At 70.4% G+C, this 22,736-nt stretch carries 17 protein-coding genes and 2 riboswitches; of the genes, 5 read left to right on the top strand and 12 right to left on the bottom strand.

The genetic code is table 11. From position 1 onward, the window contains the following. Window positions 1-52 precede the first annotated feature (52 nt). Entirely contained in the window at window positions 53-1,213 is a 1,161-nt protein-coding gene (gene hutI / locus BJ969_RS23720) for an imidazolonepropionase (protein ID WP_184482218.1), read from the top strand. A 338-nt stretch (window positions 1,214-1,551) separates the two neighbouring features. Here the strand turns inward: hutI and BJ969_RS23715 are convergent, their stop codons facing one another. From BJ969_RS23715 to BJ969_RS23680, 8 genes are all read right to left on the bottom strand, one after another. Then, complete coding sequence (locus tag BJ969_RS23715) at window positions 1,552-1,728, bottom strand: DUF6104 family protein (protein WP_184482216.1); 177 nt, start codon at window positions 1,726-1,728, stop codon at window positions 1,552-1,554. Between the two features lie 168 nt (window positions 1,729-1,896). Further along, complete coding sequence (locus tag BJ969_RS23710; protein ID WP_184482214.1) at window positions 1,897-5,613, bottom strand: multifunctional oxoglutarate decarboxylase/oxoglutarate dehydrogenase thiamine pyrophosphate-binding subunit/dihydrolipoyllysine-residue succinyltransferase subunit; 3,717 nt, start codon at window positions 5,611-5,613, stop codon at window positions 1,897-1,899. 366 nt (window positions 5,614-5,979) lie between these two features. Beyond that, the gene (locus tag BJ969_RS23705; protein ID WP_184482212.1) at window positions 5,980-9,765 is read right to left on the bottom strand and encodes an ABC transporter transmembrane domain-containing protein; all 3,786 of its coding nucleotides are present in this window, start codon (window positions 9,763-9,765) and stop codon (window positions 5,980-5,982) included. A gap of 314 nt (window positions 9,766-10,079) precedes the next feature. Beyond that, window positions 10,080-10,928, bottom strand: coding sequence for an ABC transporter permease (locus BJ969_RS23700; protein WP_184482210.1), 849 nt, complete (start codon window positions 10,926-10,928; stop codon window positions 10,080-10,082). After that, window positions 10,928-11,947 carry an ATP-binding cassette domain-containing protein gene (locus tag BJ969_RS23695; protein WP_184482208.1) on the bottom strand — a complete coding sequence of 340 codons (1,020 nt, stop codon included), beginning with the start codon at window positions 11,945-11,947 and terminating at the stop codon, window positions 10,928-10,930. Before BJ969_RS23695 ends, BJ969_RS23700 begins: the two co-directional genes overlap by 1 nt. A gap of 126 nt (window positions 11,948-12,073) precedes the next feature. Beyond that, entirely contained in the window at window positions 12,074-12,523 is a 450-nt protein-coding gene (locus BJ969_RS23690) for a hypothetical protein (RefSeq protein ID WP_184482206.1), read from the bottom strand. A gap of 375 nt (window positions 12,524-12,898) precedes the next feature. Then, entirely contained in the window at window positions 12,899-14,014 is a 1,116-nt protein-coding gene (gene ald, locus BJ969_RS23685) for an alanine dehydrogenase (RefSeq protein ID WP_184482204.1), read from the bottom strand. A gap of 151 nt (window positions 14,015-14,165) precedes the next feature. Continuing rightward, window positions 14,166-15,626, bottom strand: a complete 1,461-nt coding sequence (locus tag BJ969_RS23680) for a glycoside hydrolase family 30 protein (RefSeq protein ID WP_184482202.1) — start codon at window positions 15,624-15,626, stop codon at window positions 14,166-14,168. Window positions 15,627-15,835: 209 nt separating this feature from the next. Next, window positions 15,836-15,928, top strand: a riboswitch (glycine riboswitch). Further along, window positions 15,929-16,023: riboswitch (glycine riboswitch) on the top strand. 45 nt (window positions 16,024-16,068) lie between these two features. On the opposite strand from BJ969_RS23680, the gene gcvH reads away from it, so the two are divergent. From gcvH to BJ969_RS23660, 4 genes are all read left to right on the top strand, one after another. Then, on the top strand, window positions 16,069-16,443 hold the full coding sequence (gene gcvH / locus BJ969_RS23675) for a glycine cleavage system protein GcvH (RefSeq protein WP_184482200.1): 375 nt from the start codon (window positions 16,069-16,071) through the stop codon (window positions 16,441-16,443). 23 nt (window positions 16,444-16,466) lie between these two features. After that, entirely contained in the window at window positions 16,467-17,819 is a 1,353-nt protein-coding gene (locus tag BJ969_RS23670) for an L-serine ammonia-lyase (RefSeq protein WP_184482198.1), read from the top strand. A 289-nt stretch (window positions 17,820-18,108) separates the two neighbouring features. Then, window positions 18,109-18,627: a MarR family winged helix-turn-helix transcriptional regulator gene (locus BJ969_RS23665; protein ID WP_184482196.1), complete on the top strand. Its 519-nt coding sequence runs from the start codon at window positions 18,109-18,111 to the stop codon at window positions 18,625-18,627. Window position 18,628: 1 nt separating this feature from the next. Beyond that, entirely contained in the window at window positions 18,629-19,048 is a 420-nt protein-coding gene (locus BJ969_RS23660; RefSeq protein WP_184482194.1) for an organic hydroperoxide resistance protein, read from the top strand. A gap of 53 nt (window positions 19,049-19,101) precedes the next feature. On the opposite strand, the gene BJ969_RS23655 is transcribed toward BJ969_RS23660, so the two are convergent. The 4 genes from BJ969_RS23655 to BJ969_RS23640 form a co-directional block, all read right to left on the bottom strand. Then, window positions 19,102-19,398, bottom strand: coding sequence for a DUF202 domain-containing protein (locus tag BJ969_RS23655; protein WP_246457086.1), 297 nt, complete (start codon window positions 19,396-19,398; stop codon window positions 19,102-19,104). A 38-nt stretch (window positions 19,399-19,436) separates the two neighbouring features. Continuing rightward, window positions 19,437-19,835: a YidH family protein gene (locus BJ969_RS23650; protein WP_184482190.1), complete on the bottom strand. Its 399-nt coding sequence runs from the start codon at window positions 19,833-19,835 to the stop codon at window positions 19,437-19,439. A 113-nt stretch (window positions 19,836-19,948) separates the two neighbouring features. Beyond that, the gene (locus BJ969_RS23645) at window positions 19,949-20,305 is read right to left on the bottom strand and encodes an SSI family serine proteinase inhibitor (protein WP_184482187.1); all 357 of its coding nucleotides are present in this window, start codon (window positions 20,303-20,305) and stop codon (window positions 19,949-19,951) included. 490 nt (window positions 20,306-20,795) lie between these two features. Continuing rightward, a complete protein-coding gene (locus tag BJ969_RS23640; RefSeq protein ID WP_184482185.1) occupies window positions 20,796-22,493 on the bottom strand; it encodes an AMP-dependent synthetase/ligase in 1,698 nt (565 codons plus the stop codon). Between the last annotated feature and the right edge of the window lie 243 nt (window positions 22,494-22,736).

Here is a 22,736-nt window from a genome sequence, read left to right as displayed (position 1 = left end):
CACCGACGATCGCGTGCACCAAGCAAGATCAAGCGTTGAGGACGGGTGAGCGATGACATCCACTGCTATCACCGGGATCGGTGAGCTGACGACGAACGACGACGAACTCGGCGACCTCACCGACGCCGCACTCGTCCTCGACGGCGATCGGATCGTCTGGGCCGGGCCGGCCGCGGCGGCGCCCGCCGCAGACCACGCCATCGACGTCGCAGGACGGGCCGTGCTGCCCGGCTGGGTCGACAGCCACACCCACCTGCTGTTCGCAGGCGACCGCACCGCAGAATTCACCGCCCGCATGAACGGCGAGCCCTACGCCGCCGGCGGCATCGCCGTCACCGTCGACGCCACCCGCGCCGCCGCCGACGACGAGCTCACCGCGACCCTTCGCCGCCACGTCGCCGAAGCCACCGCGCACGGCACCACCTGCCTGGAGACGAAAACCGGCTACGGGCTCACCGTCGCCGACGAACTCCGCGCAGCCCGGATCGCCGCCGCCGAAGTCGACGAGGTCACCTTCCTCGGCGCGCACCTCGTGCCACCCGGCCAAGACGCCGACGACTACGTCGACCTGGTCAGCGGCGACATGCTCGACGCCGTCGCCGACCACGTCGGCTGGTGCGACGTGTTCTGCGAACGCGGCGCGTTCGACGCCGAGCAATCCCGGCGGGTGCTGCGCGCCGCGGCCGACCGCGGACTCGGCCTGCGCGTGCACGGCAACCAGCTCGGACCCGGCCCCGGAGTGCGGCTCGCGGTGGAACTCGGCGCCGCCAGCGTCGACCACTGCACGCACCTCGAACCCGACGACATCGCCGCCCTCGCCGGATCCGGCACCGTCGCCACCCTGCTGCCCGCGTGCGACCTCTCCACCCGGCAACCGCTGCCGCCCGCCCGGGAACTGCTCGACGCCGGCGCCACCGTGGCGCTCGCCTCCAACTGCAACCCCGGCTCCTCCTACACGTCGTCCATGGCGTTCTGCGTCACGACCGCCGTGCTGCAGATGCGGATGACCGTGCCCGAAGCGATCCGCGCCGCCACCCTCGGCGGCGCGCGGGCGCTGCGGCGCGACACCGGCGACGGGGCCGTCGGCGTGCTGCGCCCCGGCGCGCGCGCCGACGTGCACGTGCTCGACGCGCCGAGCACCTCCTGGCTGGCCTACCGGCCGGGCGTCCCCCTCACCCACGCCGTGTGGCGAGCAGGCACCCGCACGCGGTGACCCCCGGGGCACGGCGAGGAAGGGAACCTTCCTGTCACGGAGGCGAGGAAGGGAACCTTCCTGTCACGGAGGCGAGGAAGGGAACCTTTCTGTCACGGAGGCGAGGAAGGGAACCTTTCTGTCACCGGCGCGAGGAAGGTCGCCTTTCTGTCATGCTGCGGCGAAGGGAACCTTCCTGTCACCGGGGAGAGAAGATCGCCTCCTCGGAAAACCCGCACGGTGTCTCGCCGTCGCGCGGAGGCGAGGAAGGGAACCTTTCTGCCACCCGTGACAGGAAGGTTCCCTTCCTCGCATCGAGGATCGAGGGAGTCGCTGGGGTCGGTGCGGCGGGGGAGTGGTCAGTCCTCGTCGGTGTCGTCGCGGGCCAGGAAGGTCGCGAGGCGCTCCGTGGCGTCCTCGAAAGCCGGGTTGAGGTCGACGAAGACCCGCATCCGGTCGGCGAGCCAAGCCAAGGTCACCTCGTCATCACCGCGACGCTCCTCGAGCTCTTCGATGCCACGGTCGGTGAAGTACACCGCTTCCTCCTCCATGCGTTCGCCGACGGCCCACGCCGCCGGACCCTGACAGCAAGGGAACTTTACTGTCACCGATGACAGGAAGGTTCCCTTCCTCCCACCACCCCTGAACGCGAAAGCGGGCCGCCGGTTCCCGGAGGAACCGACGGCCCGCGATCTACGACGAGATCAGTTGAAGGCGTTCTGCACGACCTCGGCCTGCTCGACGTCGTGGACGGCCTTCAGGCCGGTGGCCGGGGCGGCCATCGGGCGCCGCGACACGCGCTTGAGGCCCTGCAGCCGCTCTGGGAACAGCTCCGGCAGCGCCAGGCCGAGGAACGGCCACGGACCCTGGTTCGCCGGCTCCTCCTGCGCCCACCGGACGTCGGTGGCGTTGGGGTAGCGCTCCAGCACCGCGCCGAGCTTGCGGTGCGGCAGCGGGTACAGCTGCTCCAGCCGCACCACGGCCGTGTCGGTGTGGCCCTGCTTCTCCTTCTCGGCGGCCAGCTCGTAGTAGAGCTTGCCGGAGCAGAACACGATCCGGCGCACCGCCGACGGGTCCGGCTGCGACGGGTCGTCGATGACCGAGGTGAACTTGCCCTCGGTGAAGTCGGCGACCGAGCTCGTCGCGGCCTTCATCCGCAGCATCGACTTCGGTGTGAAGACGATCAGCGGACGGTGGATGCCGTCGAGCGAGTGCCTGCGCAGCAGGTGGAAGTGGTTCGCCGGGGTCGACGGCAGCGCCACCGTCATGGAGCCCTCGGCGCACAGCTGCAGCCAACGCTCGATGCGCGCCGAGCTGTGGTCCGGGCCCTGGCCCTCGTGGCCGTGCGGCAGCAGCAGCACCACGTCGGAGCGCTGGCCCCACTTGGCCTCACCGGACGAGATGAACTCGTCGATGATCGACTGGGCGCCGTTGAAGAAGTCGCCGAACTGCGCCTCCCACGCCACGAGGGCGTCGGGGTTGGCGACGGAGTAGCCGTACTCGAAGCCCATCGCGGCGAACTCGGACAGCGCCGAGTCGTAGGCGAGGAACTTCGCCTGGTCCTCGGCGAGGTTCAGCAGCGGGGTGTACTCCGACCCGGTCTTGCGGTCGATGAGCACGGAGTGCCGCTGGCCGAACGTGCCGCGCCGGCTGTCCTGCCCGGTCAGCCGCACCGGTCGGCCTTCCATGGCGAGCGAGCCGAACGCGAGCAGTTCGCCGAAGCCCCAGTCGATCTCGCCTTCGCGGGCCATCTTCGCGCGGCGTTCCAGCACCGGCTTGACCCGCGAGTGCGGGGTGAAGCCCTCGGGCAGGTTCACGTGCGCGTCGGCGATGTGCTCCAGCGTCTCCGGGGAGATCGCGGTGATCAGCTTCGTCGGCACGACCTGCTCGGACTCCACCGACGGGCTCGGCTCCGGCGGGTGCTTCTCCAGCTCGCGGACCTCGTTGAAGACGTGCTCGAGCTGGCTGGCGTAGTCCTTGAGCGCCTTCTCGGCCTCTTCGACGGTGATGTCACCGCGGCCGATCAGGGACTCGGTGTAGGTCTTGCGGACGCTGCGCATCTTGTCGATGGCGTCGTACATCGCGGGCTGCGTCATCGACGGGTCGTCGCCCTCGTTGTGCCCGCGGCGGCGGTAGCACACCATGTCGATCACGACGTCCTTGCCGAACCGCTGGCGGTACTCCACGGCCAGCTTCGCGACCCAGACGCACGCCTCGGGGTCGTCGCCGTTGACGTGGAAGACCGGCGAACCGATCATCTTCGCCACGTCGGTGGAGTACTTGCTCGACCGCGAGTGCTCCGGGGCGGTGGTGTAGCCGACCTGGTTGTTCACGATCACGTGCACGGTGCCGCCGGTGCGGTAACCGCGCAGCAGCGACAGGTTCAGCGTCTCGGCGACCACGCCCTGCCCGGCGAACGCGGCGTCGCCGTGCATCAGCACCGGCAGCACCGTGAAGCCTTCCTGGCCCTTGTCCAGGATGTCCTGCTTGGCGCGGACGATGCCTTCCAGCACCGGGTCCACGGCCTCCAGGTGGGAGGGGTTCGAGGTCAGCGACACCTTGGTCTCGCCGTCGCCGAACATGCGGAAGTACTTGCCCTCCGCGCCCAAGTGGTACTTGACGTCACCGGACCCGTGCGCCTGGCCCGGGTCCAGGTTGCCCTCGAACTCGCGGAAGATCTGCGAGATCGGCTTGCCGACGATGTTGGCCAGCACGTTGAGGCGACCGCGGTGCGGCATGCCGATGACGACCTCGTCGAGGTCGGCCGCGGCCGACGAGTCGAGCACCGCGTCCAGCAGCGGCACGACCGTCTCGGCGCCCTCCAGCGAGAAGCGCTTCTGCCCGACGTACTTGGTCTGCAGGAACGTCTCGAACGCCTCGGCGGCGTTGAGCTTCGAGAGGATGTACTTCTGCTCGGACTGCTCCGGCTTCTCGTGCGGCTTCTCGACCCGGTTCTGCAGCCAGTCGCGCTCGTCGGGTTCGAGGATGTGCATGTACTCGACGCCGACGGTGCGGCAGTACGAGTCGCGCAGCACGCCGAGCACGTCGCGCAGCGTCATGCGCTCCTTGCCCGCGAAGCCGCCGACGGCGAACTCCCGGTCCAGGTCCCACAGCGTGAGGCTGTGCGAGAGGACGTCGAGGTCCTCGTGCCTGCGCTGCCGGTAGTTCAGCGGGTCGATGTCGGCCATCAGGTGACCGCGGGTGCGGTAGGCGTCGATCAGCTCCAGGACGCGCGCGGTCTTGTCGACGGCGCCTTCCGGGATGTCCTGGGTCCAGCGGATCGGCTCGTACGGGATGCGCAGCGACGAGAAGATGTCGTCGAAGAACCCGTCCTCGCCCAGCAGCAGCTGGTGCACCTTGCGCAGGAAGTCGCCGGACTCCGCGCCCTGGATGACCCGGTGGTCGTAGGTGGAGGTCAGCGTGACGATCTTGCTGATGCCCATCTCGACCAGGGCCCGCTCGGAGGCGCCCTGGAACTCCGCCGGGTAGTCCATCGCCCCGACGCCGATGATCGCGGACTGGCCCTTGGTCAGCCGCGGCACCGAGTGGTTCGTGCCCGACGGGCCCGGGTTGGTCAGCGAGAACGTGGTGCCGGAGAAGTCGTCCGCGGTCAGCCCACCGGTGCGGGCCTTGCGGATGATCTCCTCGTAGGCCTGCCAGAACTGCTGGAAGGTCATCTCTTCGCAGCCCTTGATGGAGGCCACGACGAGGTTGCGCGACCCGTCCTTGCCGGGCTGGTCGATCGCGAGACCGAGGTTCACGTGCTCCGGGGTGATCGCCGCGGGCTTGCCCTTGGCGTCCTCCCCGTAGTGGCGGTTCATGTTCGGGAAGTCCCGCATCGCCCGCACCAGCGCGTAGCCGATGAGGTGGGTGAACGAGACCTTGCCGCCCTTGTTCCGCTTCAGGTGATTGTTGATCACGATGCGGTTGTCGAACAGCAGCTTCGCCGGCACCGCGCGCACGCTCGTGGCGGTCGGCACCGTCAGCGACTGCTCCATGTTCTTGGCGATCGCCGCGGACGCGCCGCGCAGCGGCTTAGCCTCCTCGCCGGTGCCCGAGCTCTTCACCGGAGCGGCCTTCGCGGCCTGCTGCGGGGAGGGCTTCGGCTCGGCCGCCTTGGCCGGCTTCGGCGCGGCCTGCGCGGCGGCGGCCGGGCGAGCCTGCCCGTTGCCCTCGCTGCGCGTGGCCGTCGCAGTCGTAGTTCCCGACACCGTCGTCGTCGCGGTCGACCCGGCTCCGGACGCGGCTGCGGAGTTGTCAGCGGCTACCGAAACCGAGGTCGCCTGCCCCGGCTTGTAGTCGGCGAAGAACTCGTGCCACGCGGAGTCCACCGACGCGGGATCTTGGAGGTACTGCTCGTACATCTCCTCGATCAACCACTCGTTGGGGCCGAACTGTGACGCAGGGCTGCTGCTGGACACGGCTGGCGTTCGCCTCGATCCATCTGCTCGTGATGTACACACTCAAGTACCAGGCTAGCGGTCCGATTAGTGCGATTGGCACACAGTGCGGACCTGGTGGTGAGGAGCTCGGTCACAGGATCGATCAGGAAGGTTCCCCACCAGGCAAACCTGACCCGTTCGGGTGTCGTTGACGATCACCGGTACCCCGTACTATGCGCCGACTGCCCACCGGTGTGCCCGGTGGCTCTCCGGCCTGTCTGTCGCGCACGAGCACTACAACGTTTCGGTGACAAGCCGTGTTCCCGCCTTGCGGGACGGCCGAGTCCGCAGGTCGGGAACCGGTGACACCGCGTGTCCGCAATGACCTGTTCGGTGAGGTGCCGATCAGGGGGAGGTGTGGACCGGATCGTGCGCTGCGTCACCACCCACCACGTCCTCCTCGGTGTAGTGATCACCAGCCCGCCACAGCCGCGCGTAGTGGCCGTCGAGCCCGATCAGCTCCGAATGCGTGCCGTCCTCCACGATCCGGCCGCCGTCGATCACGACGATCCGGTCCGCCCGGGCCGCCGTGCCCAGCCGGTGCGCCACCACGAACGTGGTCCGCCGGGAAGCCGCCCGGTCACTCGCCGAGACCACCAGTGACTCCGTGGCCGGATCCAGCGCCGCCGTCGCCTCGTCCAGCAGCAGCAGATCCGGCCGGACCAGCTCCGCGCGAGCCAGCGCCACCAGCTGGCGCTGACCCGCCGAGAGCTCCCGCCCGCGCTCACCGACCTGCTGGCGGAAACCGCGGTGCAACATCGCGATGCCCGGCAGGGCGCCCACGTCGCGCGCCGCCCGCTCCACGTCGGCGTCCGTCGCCGACGGCCTGCCGTAGGAGATGTTCGACGCGACATCCCCGGCGAACAGGTAACCCTCCTGCGGCACCACCGCCAAGCGGTGGTGGTAGCCGGTGAGCTCGTAGTCCCGCACGTCCACCCCGTCGACCAGCACCGCGCCGCCGGTGGCGTCGTAGAACCGGGCCAGCAGCTTCACCAGCGTCGACTTGCCCGCACCCGTCGGCCCCACCAGCGCCACCGTGGTGCCCGGATCGACCTTCAACGACACGTCGCGCAACGCGGGCCGCTCGGTGCCCGGATAGCGGAACGACACCGAACGCAGCTCGACCTCACCGGCGAACCGGTCCGGCACCACCACCGGCTCCGCCGCCTGCGGCACCGACGTGGGAGTGCGCAGCAGGTCACCGATGCGGCGCAACCCGACCCGAGCCTGCTGGTAGGCGTCGAACACGCCCGACAACTGCTGCACCGGGGAGAAGAACATGCCCAGGTACAGCAAGAACGCCACCAGCACCCCGGCCGACATCTCACCGGCCGCCACCCGCGTCGCGCCCACGCCCAGCACCACCGCCTGCGCCAGCTCCGAGAGCAGCGCCGTGAACGGGAAGTACGTGGCGATGTAGCGCTGCGCGCGCAGCCGCGACCGCCGGTACGCGTCGCTGCGCTGCGCGAACAACTTCGCCGAGTACCGCTCGCGGCGGTGCGCCTGCGCCACCCGCAGCCCCGACACGTTCTCCTGCAGGTCCGCGTTCACCGTGCTGACCCGTTCGCGGGCCTCCGCGTACGCGGTCGACGACACCCGGCGGAAGATCACCGTGGCGACGATCAGCGGCGGCAGCACCGACAACGCCACCAGTGCCAGCGACAGGTCCGTGACCAGCAGCGCGACCGCGATGCCGACGATCGTGAACAGGCTCACCACCGCCGTGGCCAGGCCCGTCTGCAAGAACGAGGACAACGCGTCCACGTCGGTGGTCATCCGCGTCATGATCCGGCCCGCGAGCTCGCGCTCGTAGTAGTCCAGCCCGAGCCGCTGCAGGTGCGCGTAGCTGCGCACCCGCAGCAAGTACAGCAACGTCTCACCCGTGCGGGCCGTCACCACCGTCTGCACCTTGATCACCAGCCAGCTGACCAGCACGATCACCCCGGCGATCGCCGTGACCAGCCACAACGTCCCGGCGTGGCCCGCGTCGACACCGCCGTCCACGCCGTGGCGCACCAGCGAGGGCAACGCGACCGAGCCCAGCGCGTCCGCCGCCACCAGCAGCACCGTCAGCGCCAGCCCCCAGCGGATCGGCCGCAGCAACCGGGCCAGCCGGAACCCCGGATCGGGTGCCGTCGCATCCACCCCCGGCAACCGGGGCGCGTCCCCGGCCGCGGGCAACCGGCGCAGGCCCGCCGCCAGCTCCGGGGTCAGCGGAGTGGCGGTGCCCCCGCCGTCCCCGCGCGTGCCGCGCACGCCGCCCGGCGTCACCACCGCCTGCGGTTCCCGTTCCGGCACGTCCTCCGGCCACCACGCCGGAGTCGGCGCGGACTCGGCCGCGTCCGGTTCGCCCGCGCTCGCCGTGTCGATCGACTCGCCCGGCCCCGCCAGCAACGAGCGGAACAACCCGCACCGCCGCTCCAGCTCGTCCTGCGTGCCCACGTCGACGACCCGGCCCGCGTCGAGCACCGCGATCCGGTCCGCCAACGCCAGCGTCGAACGGCGGTGCGCGATCAACAACGTCGTGCGCTGCGCCGTCACCGACCGCAACGTGTCGTGGATGGCGGCCTCCGTGGCCGGATCCACCGCCGACGTCGCATCGTCGAGCACCAGGATCCGCGGATCCGACAGCAACGCCCGCGCCAACGCCACCCGCTGCCGCTGCCCGCCGGACAACGTCAAACCGCGCTCGCCGACCGCCGTCTCGTACCCGTCGGGCAACGCCGAGATGAAGCCGTGCGCCTCCGCCGCCCGCGCCGCCGCGACCACCTCCGCCTCCGACGCGTCCGGCCGCCCGTAGGCGATGTTGCCGCGGATCGTGTCCGAGAACAGGAACGCCTCCTCGAACACCACCCCCACCGCCGAGCGCAGCGACTCCAGCCGCACATCGCGCACGTCGTGATCCGGCTCGGCGTCGGCGGGCCCGATCCGCACCGAACCCTGCTGCACGTCGTAGAAGCGCGGCAGCAGCAACGACACCGTCGACTTGCCCGAACCCGCCGGACCCACCAGCGCCACCGTCTCGCCCGGCTCCACCCGCAACGACACGTCCCGCAGCACCTGCTGGTCGCGCGTGTAGCCGAACCCCGCCCCGTCCAGCCGCACCCGCAGCGGAGCCTCCGGCAGGTCCACCGCACCCGGCCGGTCGCGCACGTCCGGACGCGAATCGATCAGATCCGTGATCCGCTCCATGCCCGCGCGGGTCAACTGGCCCTGCACCAGCACGCTCGCCATCATCCGAGCCGGGCCGCCCAGCATCGCCACGTACGCGGCGAACGCCACGAACGTGCCCAAGCCGACCTGGCCCTGCATCGCCATCCAGCCGCCGAGCCCCAGCACCCCGACCTGCCCCGCCGCGGGCAGCACCGACAAGCTCGCCTGCGGGAACGAGGTCATCCGAGCCGTGCGCAGCCGCTCCGCGAACAACCGGCGAGCACCCGACTCCAGCCGGGAGACCTCACGGGCCTCCTGCCCGAAGCCCTTCACCACCCGGACCCCGGCCACCGTCTCCTCGACCTGCTGCGCGATGTCCGCCGCCCGCTGCTGAGCCGACCACGTCGCCGGGAACAACCGCTTCTTGCTGCGCGCCGACACCATCCCGATCAGCGGCACCACCACCAGGATGACCAACGTCAACATCGGCGACAGCCACAGCATCGCGGCCAGCGCGAACACCATCAGCACCACCGTGCCCGCCGCCAGCGGCACCATCGACAGCAACGCGTTCACCAGCTGCAGATCGCTGATCGCACGCGACGCCACCTGGCCGGTGCGCAGCGCGTCCTGCTTGCCGCCGTCGAGCCGCTGCACCGAACCGAACACCGCGCGCCGCAGGTCGTGCTGCACGTCCAGCGCCAACCGGCCCGCCGAGTAGCGGCGCACGAACGCAGCGCCGAACCGGAACACCCCCAGCCCCGCCAACGCCGCGGCCAGCCACCACAGGCGGCTCGTGTCGCCTCCCAGCGCGTCGTCCACCGCCGTCTTCGTGATCAGCGGGACCAGCGCCTCCAACCCCACCGCCGCCACCGACGCGCCCAACGCCAGCAGCACGGCGATCGGATGCCGCCAGCAGGCGGCGGCCAAGCGGCGGATCCAACCGGGCCGGGAACATTCGCTGTCGGAGTCGCTCACCGATCCAGATTAGGTCCCACCCCCGACGCTCCGAGCCGATCAGCGACGTGCACCACCCCGCCCGACCGAGCGAGGAAGGGAACCTTCCTGTCACGGGTGCGAGGAAGGGAACCTTTCTGTCACGGGTGCGAGGAAGGGAACCTTTCTGTCACGGGTGCGAGGAAGGGAACCTTTCTGTCACGGGTGCGAGGAAGGGAACCTTCCTGTCATCGAGCGCGAGCGGCGCGGCTCCACGGCCCCGAACGCGAAGAAGGGGACCTTCCTGCCACCGGTGGCAGGAAGGTCCCCTTCCGCTGCGGGCGCTGCGAGGCGCCTTAGGTGATGTCGCGGCGCTTGCTGAAGTACCAGCCGCCGAGGATGAACACCGCCGCGTACCCGGCGAAGGTCAGCAGGCTCAGCCACCACGGGTGCCCGTAGGACCCGCCGAACACGAAGTGCAGCAGCTCGAACAACTCCTGCGGCACGTACTGCTCGTTGGCGCCGGCGGTCGCGCTGATGAAGATCGGCACGGCGAGGTTGCCGACGATCCCGCTGCCCGCCGCGCCCGGCAGGTACGAGCTGACGCTCGAGGCGTCGGAGCCGATCAGGAACAGGTCCACGACGAACTCGAACACGAACTTGTAGACCAGCAGCACGATGATCACGATGACCGGATTGGCCACGACGGCGCCGAAGCCGACGCCGAGCAGTGTCCACAGCACCATCGCCAGCAACCCGGCCGCGCACACGATGAGCCAGTCGGCGCCCTCGCCGAAACCGTCGAGCCCGGCGCCCGCCAAGGCCCCGAGGCTCGCGAACAGCACGTTGGCCAGCCCGTAGAGCAGCCCGAGGTTCGTGTAGGTGATCAGCTTCGCGCCGAGGACCGCGCCGCGCGGATTGCCGGTGAGGTACGTCGTGGTGATGCTCTTGTTCCGGTACTCGCCGGCGAACGCCAGCGCACCCATCAGGCCCGCGAAGATCGTGCTGAAGTTCGTCGACATCGACATCGTCAGCAGGCCCAGCGGCAACGGCCGCCCGAGTTCCTGCTCGATCGACGAGATGGCGCCGAAACCGCTGCCCAGCCAGCTCGCGCCGAAGCTGAGCACGACCACCGGAATGAGCAGCGCCCACCACAGGTTGGTGGTGAAGATCTTCCGGAACTCGGATTTGACCAGGCCGTCCATCAGGCTCCACCTCCGAATCCGCCGTGCTGCTCGTACGGGTTGGCCCCGCCACCGGGAGGCCCCCAACCGCCAGGGCCGGGAGGCTGCGGCCCACCCGAGGGCGGGAACCGGCCGCCGACGTACTGGCCGCTGGTGAGCTGGAAGAACAGCCGCTCCAAGTCGACCTGCTCCTCCTGCATGCCGTAGACCGCGACCCCGGCCTGCAAGGCCAGCTCGGCGACCGACCGCGAGTCGGATCCGGTCACGGCGATCCGGCCGTCCGGCACGAGCTCCACCGCGAGCCCCGCGGCCTGCAACCCGTTCACCAGGGCGGTGGGGTCACCGGCCTGCACGAGCACCCGGGAGCGCTGCTGCGCGCGCAACTGGTCGAGGTCGCCGTTGTAGACGCACTGGCCGCGGCTGACGATCACCACGTGGTCGACGGTGTGCTCCATCTCGCGCAGCAGGTGGCTGGAGACCAGCACGGTGCGCCCGGACGCTGCGAAGGACTTGAGGAAGCCGCGCAGCCACGCGATGCCTTCGGGGTCGAGCCCGTTGGCCGGTTCGTCGAGGATCAGCACCTGCGGGTCGCCGAGCAGCGCCGTCGCCAGCGCCAGGCGCTGCCGCATGCCCAGCGAGAACCCACCGGCTCCGCGGTCGGCGGCGTTGCTCAGCCCGACGAGGTCCAGCGCGTGGTCGACCTGCTGGTCGGGCACGTTCATCGCCGCCGAGTAGCAGCGCAGGTGGTTGCGGGCGGTGCGGGACGGGTGGAAGCTCTGCGCCTCCAGCACCGCGCCCACCACCGTGGCGGGGTTGCGCAGCCGGTGGAAGGGGACGCCGTTGACGGTGGCCGCTCCCGACGTCGGGTTCACCAGTCCCAGCACCATGCGCAACGTGGTCGTCTTGCCGGATCCGTTCGGGCCGAGGAACCCGGTGACCACACCGGGATGCACGGCGAAGCTGAGATCGCGGACCGCGCTGACCGGCCCGAAGTTCTTGCTCAGGTTCTGCACCAGGATCCGGCCACTGCCGTCGTGCACACGCTCCTCCATCGTCGCTCGGCCCCGCCGGGGTCCGCTACGGCGACCACGGACGATCACGCTGCGGCGCGGGGCCGTCCCATCCTGCCTGACCGGCTCGCGCCGGTGAGGAGGAGTGCGGAAATCTCAGCCGAGACCGTGCTGCGGCCACGCGATCGGCCGTTCCGGCACCGGTGCCGGGGAAGGTGCGTGATCGGGTTCCGCCCGCTCGTCGAAGCGGTGGTGGCGGCGGGCAGGCGCGACGGGCCCGTCGTGGGCCGGATGCGGAGCCCGTGTCGCCGGTTCGTCGTCGCGTCCTGTCGGCGGGGGAGCGCCGCGGTCGCCGATGAGCCTGCGGTGCACCAGCAGCCACGACTCGCAGGGCCAGCTGCGGCTGCGCACCGCGCCGGAACAGGCCGGGCACGCGCCGTCGGAGTCCGGGTGGTGCGCGTTGAGCAGCGCGCGCAACCCGTCGGTGAGGCGGTGCAGTTCGGATCTGGCCACGGGTAACAGCGCTTCGGTGCCGCCGTCGGTCGCCACCCGCTCCAGGCGGGCCAGCCGATCCAGCACCGCTTCCCGCATCCTCGCGTCGTCCAACGGGTCTCCCAACGTCGTTCGGGGACCGCGCCAGGACCGGTGCGGGAACGCGGGCGGCGGATCGAGGCCCGCGACGAGGACCGCCACCGATCTTCGCGGCTTCGCGCATACCCATCGGCAGCCCGCCGGACGAACTGCACCGAACTCACCTGGTCGAGTGGGTGCCGGGGCCGAAGTAGCGGCCGAGACCGGTCACGCTGCGCACGTCGGGAATCAGGCCTTCGTGTCCTACACTGGAAATCGGCAGCCCGCTCCCGGTGACCCCCAGGCCGGTCGAGCGGGCTGCCCTACGTTCGATCGGGTCCGGTTCCCCTCGCCGAGTGAATTTCGCCGGGTGTGCTCGCGCGGTCGCTCGTTCGGTGCAGCGATCCGGATCTAGACCAGCACCGCGCCCGGGCTCGTGCTCGGCACGCCGTGCGCCCGCGCCACCGCATCGCTCACCAGCAGGCCGCCGTGCGTGTTCAACCCCGCCGCGAGCGCCGGATCCGACCGGCACGCCTCCCGCCAACCGTGATCGGCGATGCGCAGCACGTACGGCAAGGTCACGTTCGTCAAGGCGTGCGTCGAGGTGTTCGGCACCGCCCCGGGCATGTTCGCCACGCAGTAGAACACCGACTCGTGCACCCGGTACGTCGGATCGTCGTGCGTCGTGGGGCGCGAATCGGCGAAGCACCCGCCCTGATCGATCGCGATGTCCACCAGCACGCTGCCCGGTTTCAGCTGCGCCACCAACTCGTTCGACACCAGCTTCGGCGCTTTCGCACCGGGGATCAGGACCGCGCCGATCACCAGGTCCGCCGAACGCACCGCCGTCTCCACCGCGTACCGGTTCGAGGTCACCGTGCGGATGGTGCCGCGGTAATCGCGGTCGATCTCCCGCAGCTTGTCCACGTTGGTGTCCAGCAGTTCCACGTCCGAGCCCATGCCCAGCGCGACGCTCGCCGCGTTCAACCCCGCCACACCACCGCCGATGACCACCACGCGCGCCGGCGGCACCCCCGGAACACCACCGGGAAGCACCCCGCGGCCCCCGTGCGGGCGCAGCAGCGCGTACGCGCCCACCTGCGGAGCCAGCCGCCCGGCGACCTCGCTCATCGGTGCCAGCAGCGGCAGCCCGCCGGTCGCGGTCTGCACCGTTTCGTAGGCGAGCCCCGTGACCTCGGCGCGCAGCAGCTCGTTCGTCAGCTCCGCCGAGGCCGCCAGGTGCAGGTAGGTGAACAGGACCTGGCCCGGCCGCAGGCGCGGGAACTCCTCCCGGATCGGCTCCTTCACCTTCAACACGAGATCGCCCGCCGCCCACACGTCCTCGGCGGTGCCGACGATCGTCGCGCCCGCCGCGACGTACTCCTCGTCGGGGATCGACGAGCCGACCCCGGCGCTCGCCTCCACGAACACCTCGTGCCCGTGCACCCGCAACTCGTGCACCCCCGCCGGGGTGCAGGCCACCCGGTACTCGTGGTTCTTGATCTCCCTCGGCACTGCGACCTTCACCCGGTACACCTCCCCGTCGCCCGGAGCCCCTCCCGCATCATCCGCCCACACCCCGCTCCCCGCGCCCCTGCACGCCTGCCGAGGGTGCGAGGAAGGGAACCTTCCTGTCACCGGTGACAGGAAGGTTCCCTTCCTCGCACCCGATCCGGGGTCAGGCCGGGGGCCAGGTGAAGGTGGCGAGACCGCCTGCGGGGAGCGCGTAGTCGAACTCCTGGCCCTGCCAGGACACGGTGATCGGCCGTTCGGCACCGCCGGGGTTGAGCGCGATCAGCGCGGTGGAACCGTCCGGGTTGCGGAACGCGACGTTCTGCACCCCGTCGAGCTCGTTCGATCCGATCCGGACCGCTCCGGGCCGCACGAACTTGCTGGCGTGCCCGAGCGCGTAGTACTCGGCGTTGTAGTCCACCTCGCCGGTGGCGTTGTCGATGGTGGTCACTCCGGTGCAGTCGTCGCACGCGCCGTCCATGACCGGGCCGTGCGCCGGGTCCAGCGCCAGGTTCCACAGCACGACGCTGCGGGCCCAGTTGCGGGTGCCGCCGATGATCAGGTTGCTCGCCTGCCAGGTCAGCGTGTCGCCGAAGGTCGCCGCCGGATCCTCCGACTCGGTGCCGGAGCATTCGGTGAGGTGGATCTCGGCGTCCGGATGCGCGTCGTGCACGGCGCTCTGCGCGTCCGGCGTCCCGCCGTAGCAGTGGAAGGCGGCCCCGTCGACGTACCGCGCCGCGTTGGCGTCGCCGAGCACGTGGTTCGGGTATTCGGTGTCGTCCCAGTTGTGGTCGTAGGCCAGGATCTTCGTGTCCAGGCCCGCGGCGTCGAGCTTCGGACCGAGGTCGTTGCCGATGAACGCCGCCTGGGCTTCCGGGGACATCGGGCTGCCCGGGTACGACGGCGGATCGTTCAACGGTTCGTTCTGCGGGGTCAGCGAGTCGATCGGGACCCCGGCCTGCTCGTATGCCTGCACGAAGCGGACCAGGTAGTCGGCGAAGACCTGGTAGTTCTGCGCCGGCAGTTCCCCGCCGACCATGGAGCCGTTGGACTTCATCCACGCGGGCGCGCTCCACGGCGTCGCCACCACGTTCAGCTCCGGAGCCAGTTCCCCGGCCCGTCGTAGCAGCGGCAGGATGTCGGCCTCGTCGTGAGCGATCGAGAACTCCGCCAGCTCGTAGTCGCTCTCCCCGGCGGGCACGTCGTCGTAGCTGTAGGTCGAGCGCGCGAAGTCCGAGGCGCCGACGACCTGCCGCAACGCGGTCAGGCCGATTCCGGTGTCCGCGTCGAACAGCCGGGACATGATCTCGTCGCGCCGCGGGGAGTTGTTCACCAGCCAAGCCGACGAGTCGGTCAGCGCCGCCCCGAACCCGTCGACGGCCTGGTACGTCGTCCCGGGGTCGACCGTGATCGTCTCGTTCCCGCCGCCCGCCCCGAACTCCGCGTCGGGCTGGCGCGCGAGCTTGCTCTGGCCGTCCTTCGTGGTCAACCAGACCCCCACCGCCGGGGCCGCGTGCGCAGGTGGAGCGAGCACCAGACCGGTGCTGAGCGTGATCGCGGAGAGCACCAGCGCGGCGGCCCGCCCGGCGCGAGGCGCCGCGACCCCGCCTCGTGTCTTGTGATCCATCTGCCCAGGGTGGTCTGACCAATCCTGCCCGGGTAGCTCCATTCGGTCGCAACCCCGCGCTCCGCGAGGCGAGGAAGGGAACCTTCCTGTCACCGGTGACAGGAAGGTTCCCTTCCTCTCTCGATCCGTGTGATCCGGAGCGAGGGGGCATTGACACCGACGGGTGCCCGTTTATCGTTGCTGGGCACGTCCACAACCGCATATGCCGCAGATCCCGGGCGGGAGAGACCCCGCGCCGACGGGGCGCCGAAGGAGCAAACACTCCCTGCAAACTCTCAGGCACCCATGACCGCTCGGGCGAGGCGACTCTGGAAAGCGCGCGCTCCGGCGCCGCACCCACGGTGCAAACCGCGCACGACGCGGTGAAGCTCTCAGGTTCCGCAACAGAGGGGGAGGCCCACGAACCCGGGCACACCTGTGCCCACGATGGTGAGGAGCCTCCATGTCCCTGCCCGAGCAGCTGCGCTACACCGAGGAACACGAGTGGATCGAGGACCGCGGTGACCTGGTCCGCATCGGCATCACGCCCTTCGCGGCCGAAGCGCTCGGCGACATCGTGTACGTGCAGCTCCCCGAGGTGGGCGAGCGGATCGAATCGGGCCAGACCTGCGGCGAGCTGGAATCGACGAAGTCGGTCAGCGACCTGTACGCGCCCGTGACCGGCGAGGTCGTGGCGATCAACGAGGCGGCGGCGGACGACCCCGCGGTGGTCAACGGGGACCCGTTCGGTGAGGGCTGGCTGCTCGACGTGCGTGCCGAGCAGACCGGTGCTGTGCTCACGGCGCAGGAATACGCCCAGTTGACCGGTGGTGAGTAAGCCGGGCTGAGGGGGACGGATCTGTGACGATCAGCGTCTTCGACCTCTTCTCAGTGGGCATCGGGCCGTCCAGTTCGCACACCGTCGGCCCGATGCGGGCCGCCGGGATGTTCACGGCACGCCTGCGCACCGAGGGTCTGCTCGGCGAGGTCACCAGGGTGAAAGCCGAGCTGTTCGGGTCGCTCGGAGCGACCGGGCATGGTCATGGGAGTCCGAAAGCGGTGCTGCTCGGGCTCGAAGGGCACGATCCGGAGACGGTGGATCCGGCCGCGGTCGAACACCGAGTGGACGCCGTCCGCACCGGTGGCCGGCTGTCGCTGGCGGGCGAGCACGACATCGCCTTCTCCGTCGATCGCGACCTCGTGATGCACCGGCGGAAATCGCTGCCGCTGCATCCCAACGGCATGCGGTTCACCGCGTTCGGTACCTCGGGTGAACTGCGCGCCGCGGTGTTCTACTCCGTCGGCGGCGGGTTCGTGGTCGACGACGGCGCCACCGGGACCGACCGGATCAAACCGGACGAGACCGCGGTCCGGCACCCGTTCCGCACCGGGCAGGAACTGCTCGCGAGGGCGGCCGATTCGGGATCGCGGATCAGCGACGTCATGTTCGACAACGAGCTGTCGTGGCGTTCCGCGGCGGACATCCGCGCGCAGCTGCTGCACATCTGGGGCGTGATGCGCGAATGCGTCGACAACGGGTGCAGCAACGATGGAGTGCTGCCCGGCGGGCTGAAGGTGAACCGGCGCGCGGCGGCGCTGCGGGCGAGCCTCACCGAGCAGGACGATCCGATGGAGTGGCTCACCTTGTTCGCCCTCGCGGTCAACGAGGAGAACGCGGCGGGCGGCCGGGTCGTCACCGCGCCCACGAACGGGGCCGCGGGCATCGTTCCCGCGGTGCTGCACTACTACGTGCGCTTCGTTCCCGGCGCCAGCGAGGACGGCGTGATCCGCTTCCTGCTGGCGGCGGGGGCGATCGGCGTGCTGTTCAAGGAGAACGCCTCGATCTCCGGTGCCGAGGTCGGGTGCCAGGGCGAGGTCGGCTCGGCGTGCTCGATGGCGGCGGCCGGGCTCGCCGAGGCGCTCGGTGCGACGCCGTGGCAGGTGGAGAACGCCGCCGAGATCGCGATGGAGCACAACCTCGGGCTCACCTGCGATCCGATCGGTGGCCTGGTGCAGATTCCGTGCATCGAGCGCAACGCCGTCGCCTCGGTCAAGGCGGTCACCGCCGCGCGGATGGCCCTGCGCGGGAACGGCAGCCACGTCGTCTCGCTCGACAAGGTCATCAAGACCATGCGCGACACCGGCCGCGACATGAAGGCCAAGTACAAGGAGACGGCTCGCGGCGGCCTCGCCGTCAACGTCATCGAGTGCTGATCCCGCCGCCCTGCCCGAACGCAGGCCCGCTCCGGGCGGGCAGGGCGAGCAAGGGAACCTTCCTGTCATCCACGTGAGGAAGGGAACCTTCCTGTCACGGTCTGCTCGTCCGCGCTCGTCGCGGTGAGCCGGTGTGGTGAGGTGCCGATTCCGATCGTCGCGTGCCCGGGTCGGTGGAGCGTGGCGGCACCGGGTGACAGGAAGGTTCCCTTCCTCGCATTGAGTTGCGCACAACTCAGTTGCGGGCAACTCAAATTGGGGCTAGTGTCGATCTCGTGCAGGAGGCGGGATGAGTTCGGACTCGGTGCTGTCGCTGGATCGGCAGGTGTGCTTCGCGCTCTACAGCGCGTCGCGCTCGTTCACCAACCTGTATCGGCCGTTCCTCGACGAGCTGGGGCTGACCTACCCGCAGTACCTCGTGATGCTGGTGCTCTGGGAACGCGATTCGCTGGCGGTCAAGGATCTCGGGGCGACGCTCCGGCTCGATTCCGGGACGTTGTCGCCGTTGGTGAAGCGGCTCGAAGCCGGTGGCCTGGTCGCGCGGCGGCGCAGCGCTCGGGACGAGCGTTCCGTCGAGGTCGGGCTGACCGATGAGGGGCGCGAACTCCGGGAACGGGCGGCGGTCGTGCCGCATCGAGTCCTCGCCGCGATCGGCATGGGACTCGACGAAGTGCGCGAACTGCGCTCGACGCTCGAACGGCTCACGGCGAACGTGGACGAGGCCGCGGAGCGGGCTCGGGCCGCGGTGGCGGCGGGCGTTCCCATCACCGACGAGCTCCTGCGCGGGACCACGACAGAAGGAGACTGAGATGGCAGCGCTGTACACGGCCGAGGCGACCGCGACCGGCGAGGGCAGGGGCGGACGCACCCGCTCGTCCGACGGCGTGCTCGACCTGGACCTCGCGGTGCCGCGCGAGATGGGTGGCCCCGGCGGGGACTCCACGAACCCCGAGCAGCTGTTCGCCGCCGGCTACGCCGCGTGCTTCCACAGCGCGCTGCAGCTGGTGGCGCGCAAGGCGAAGGCCGACATCACCGATTCCTCGGTGACCGCCCAGGTCGGCATCGGCAGCAACGGTGCGGGCGGTTACGGCCTGAACGTCTCGCTGTCGGTGAGCCTGCCCGGCATCGACCGCGAGCAGGCGCAGCAGCTGACCGAGCAGGCCGACTCGGTGTGCCCGTACTCGAACGCCATCCGCGGCAACGTCGAGATCGAACTCGCGGTGGCCTGACGACGTGAACCGGTCGTGCCGCGCCGGGCCTCGACGGCCCCGGCGCGGCACGGTCACATCAGCAGCACGTACACCGTTCCGATCAGCCCGGCCAGCACCGCCAGCGCGGTGAGCGAAGCGTGCAGCGCGCCGTCCGGCAACGGGTCCTCGGCGCGCAACCTGCGCTCCGCCTGCCGATGCCTGCTCCACGACAGCACGGTGATCGCGACCGCGAGCGGGATCGCCACCGCGGCGCACACGGCGGCGGCCACCGCGCTGCGGTGCACCAGCAACCGCAGCAGCACCATCAGGCCCACGACGAACGTCAGCCCGGTGCGCAACCAGGCGAGCGTCGTGCGTTCGATCTGCAAACCGGGATCCCACGGACCCCGCCGTTCGTCCGGCATCCTCAGAACCCGCTGATCAGCAGCAGCGCGAGCGCGCCGAGCCCGATCAAGCCCAGGCCGAACCCGAGGATCGGCGCCAGCTTCGGCGGTGGCAGCGGGGAGTTCGTGCGCAGCGCCCGCTCCATGGTCATCCACCGGCCGAACGCCGCCACGCTGCACACGACGCCCGCCAGCAGCAGGAGCACCGCCAACGAGGTGCGCAGCGGATCCGAGCCGGTGCCCGCCGCGGCGTTCAGGGCCTCGACGCCGACTCCCGCGGCCATCAGGGCCAGCGCGGTCCGGATCCACGCCAGGAACGTTCGTTCGTTGGCGAGCGTGAACCGGGGATCGGGTTCGTCACCTACCCCGTAGAGCCGATGTGGCCAGCGCCTACAAGCGGGGTCGTCGTTCTCGGAAGCCATGCGGCCACCGTAGTGCGACCGGCGCAACGAGCCGCTGCAGAGTGCGCGCACCCGCTGCTCCACGCGGACACCGGCGCCCGCGCCGTGCGAGAGCCGGTGTCCGGCGGCGAGCCTCAGAAGTCGAAGACGGTGCCCAAGTTCGACGTCGCCTGGCAGCTGTTGCCGAATTCCTTGTCGAAGTGCACCGGCTTGCCCTGCCAGGTTCCGTGCGCGCTGGCGATCACCGGCCGGAGCACCATCGTGCACTGCGCACCGGTCTGGGACTGGCCGATCTGATCGAAGTTGCCCCCCGCGGCGAGCAGGGTCTTGCAGGCCTCGGCGGCCTTCGGGTGCGTGCCGCCCGTCGGCTCGCACCGCAGCTGCACGGTGCGCGGCTCCTCGGCGCGGTTCTTGCTCGCGATCGTGAGCGTCAGGTGGCTCGTCGTCGCGGTGGCGTTCGCCATCGCCGGGGTGAGCAGGAGAGCGGCCATCGCCGCGAGCAGAAAGCCACGAACGAACCGGGTGCCGGACATGTCTGTGCGCTCCAAGGGGTTGGGGAAGGTTCCGCACAGATTTATCGGCAGTGCCCCGACGATTTCCGCACCCGAGACCGAAGATCACCAGATCGTGGTTCTCGGTCGTGGATCGCGGTGACCCTCGGGTGATCTATCCAGGGCTTTCTGGTTGCTTCAAGTCACCCCAAAGTGAGTGTTGTGCCTGGGTTGATGAGCGCCCCGACGAGGAAGCCGCACCGGGGCGCACAGCGACCGATGACAGGAAGGTTCCCTTGCTCGCACCGGTGACAGGAAGGTTCCCTTGCTCGCACCGGTGACAGGAAGGTTCCCTTGCTCGCACCGGTGACAGGAAGGTTCCCTTGCTCGCACCGGTGACAGGAAGGTTCCCTTGCTCGCACCGGTGACAGGAAGGTTCCCTTGCTCGCACCGGTGACAGGAGGGTTCCCTTGCTCGCGGAGTCGGTGGGTCAGTCGTAGAGGGCTTCGAGGGTGTGGGCGTACTTGTCGTGGATGACGCGGCGGCGCAACTTCAGCGCCGGGCTGAGCTCGCCGCCCTCGGCGCCCCACTGCCGGTCGAGCAGGCGGTGGGCGAGCACCTGGCCGGACTGGCCCAGCGCGGCGTTGGCCGATTCCACCGCGCGGTCCACTTCGGCCACGACGTCGGGATGCCGGGCCAGCTCTGCCAGGCCGGTCTCGGAGATCCCGTGCGCGCGGGCCCACTCGGGCGCGGCGTCCTCGTCGAGCACGAGCAGCGCGACGACGTGCGGTCGCCCTTCGCCGAAGGCCAGCGCGTGGCCGATCAGCGGATGCGCGCGCAAGGCGTGCTCCACGACGCTGGGCGCGACGCTCTCCCCGTGGGAGCTGACGATGAGCTCGCTCTTGCGGTCGGTGACGGTGAGGTAGCCGTCCTCGACGCTGCCGACGTCCCCGGTGCGCAGCCAGCCGTCGGCGTCGGTGGCCACCCGGATCAGGCCGTCCTCCTGCAGGTGCCCTGCGCAGACGAGGGGGCCGCGGACCAGCACTTCGCCGTCCTCGTCGGTGCGGATCTCGACGTCGGGCAGCGACTTGCCGACGGTGCCGAAGCGGACGGCGCCGGGCCGGTTGGTGGCTGCCCAGCCGCTCGTCTCCGTCGATCCCCAGGTCTCGAAGATGTGGAAGCCGAGCCCGGCGAACAGGTCGAGGACGTCGCGGCCGATCGGGGCGGCCCCGCTGGCGCCCCACGCGGTGCCGTCCAGCCCGAGTCCGCTGAGGACGTCCTGCTTCTCCGCAGCGTTGTGCGCGGCGGGGAGCGCGCGAGCGATCGCGGCGAGCTTCTCCCACATCCTCGGCACCCCGAAGAAGGTGTGCGGGCGCACCGCGGGCAGTTGCCGGATGGCCTGCGTGATGCCGTTGCAGAAGTGGACGTGGGTGACGTCGTGGATCGCGCTGTAGAGGTTGCCCGCGCGTTCGGAGATGTGCGCCATCGGCAGGTAGCAGAGGGTGCTGGTGTGCGGCGGAACGCAGGTGACCCGCTGCCGGGCGGAGGCGGCGGCGAGCACGTTGCGGTGGGTGAGCACGACGGCGCGCTGCACGCCGATCGCGTCGGGGGAGTAGAGCACCGTGGCCGCGGCGTCGGGGGTGACGTTCGCGGCGTGCCGGTCCACGATCGACGGATCGCGGCGCAGGTGGTGCGCGCCGCGGTCGCGCAAGGTCCGCCAGGTGAGGAAGCGGTCGTCCTCCTCGGGGATCGCGTCGTGGTCGACGACGATGACGTGGCTGAGCGAGTCCGGTTCGCGCAGCGCCGCCGACCAGCGCCGCACGTGGTGGGCGTTGCTCAGCACGGCGATGTGCGCGCGGCTGTGCTTGGTGACGTCGCGCACTTCCCCGGAGTTCAGCGCGGGGTGCACCGCGATCGGCACCGCTCCGAGGTGGGTGACGGCCACGTCGGCCAGCCACTGCTCGGCGCTGTTGGACATCATCAGCACCACGGTCTGGCCGGCTTGCAGGCCGAGTTCGGCGAACCCGGCTGCGAGGTCGTGCACGGCTTCGGCGGCTTCGTGCCAGGTCCAGGTGCGACCGTCGGCGGTCAGCGCCGGGTGGTCGCGGTGCTCGACGGCGTTGCGGCGGAACAGGTGCGGAATGGTCGCGGTCGGTGCCTGCACCGCAGTCTCCGCGGGTGTGCTCATGTGGCTCCTCCACTCACGAGGCGGCCACCTTCGTGACATGAGTCACGGTGACCTCGCCGATGAAACCGCACGAAGGGCCGACTTGGCCAGTAGGCGGACGGGTGCGGTGCGCTCGTCCCCGGTTCGCCCTGGGTTCGTGATCCGGCGGCCGCGTTCGGCTGTCAGGGGAGCCGCTTCGCTCGTTCGGGTCCTGCCGCACTCGCTTCGGGTGACGACGGCGTCGCGACGTCCGGAGATGCCGCG

Origin of the sequence: Saccharopolyspora gloriosae, from assembly GCF_014203325.1 — a bacterium.
GTDB lineage: Bacteria > Actinomycetota > Actinomycetes > Mycobacteriales > Pseudonocardiaceae > Saccharopolyspora_C > Saccharopolyspora_C gloriosae.
This window is presented reverse-complemented; position numbering and strand designations above follow the sequence as displayed.

Bases quoted from the DNA above. Each gene is read 5' to 3' on its own strand.
- hutI (WP_184482218.1), top strand. From the start codon at position 53: ATGACATCCACTGCTATCACCGGGATCGGTGAGCTGACGACGAACGAC.
- BJ969_RS23700 (WP_184482210.1), bottom strand. From the start codon at position 10,928: ATGGACGGCCTGGTCAAATCCGAGTTCCGGAAGATCTTCACCACCAAC.
- BJ969_RS23680 (WP_184482202.1), bottom strand. From the start codon at position 15,626: ATGGATCACAAGACACGAGGCGGGGTCGCGGCGCCTCGCGCCGGGCGG.
- gcvH (WP_184482200.1), top strand. From the start codon at position 16,069: ATGTCCCTGCCCGAGCAGCTGCGCTACACCGAGGAACACGAGTGGATC.
- BJ969_RS23665 (WP_184482196.1), top strand. From the start codon at position 18,109: ATGAGTTCGGACTCGGTGCTGTCGCTGGATCGGCAGGTGTGCTTCGCG.
- BJ969_RS23660 (WP_184482194.1), top strand. From the start codon at position 18,629: ATGGCAGCGCTGTACACGGCCGAGGCGACCGCGACCGGCGAGGGCAGG.
- BJ969_RS23650 (WP_184482190.1), bottom strand. From the start codon at position 19,835: ATGGCTTCCGAGAACGACGACCCCGCTTGTAGGCGCTGGCCACATCGG.
- BJ969_RS23645 (WP_184482187.1), bottom strand. From the start codon at position 20,305: ATGGCCGCTCTCCTGCTCACCCCGGCGATGGCGAACGCCACCGCGACG.
- BJ969_RS23640 (WP_184482185.1), bottom strand. From the start codon at position 22,493: ATGAGCACACCCGCGGAGACTGCGGTGCAGGCACCGACCGCGACCATT.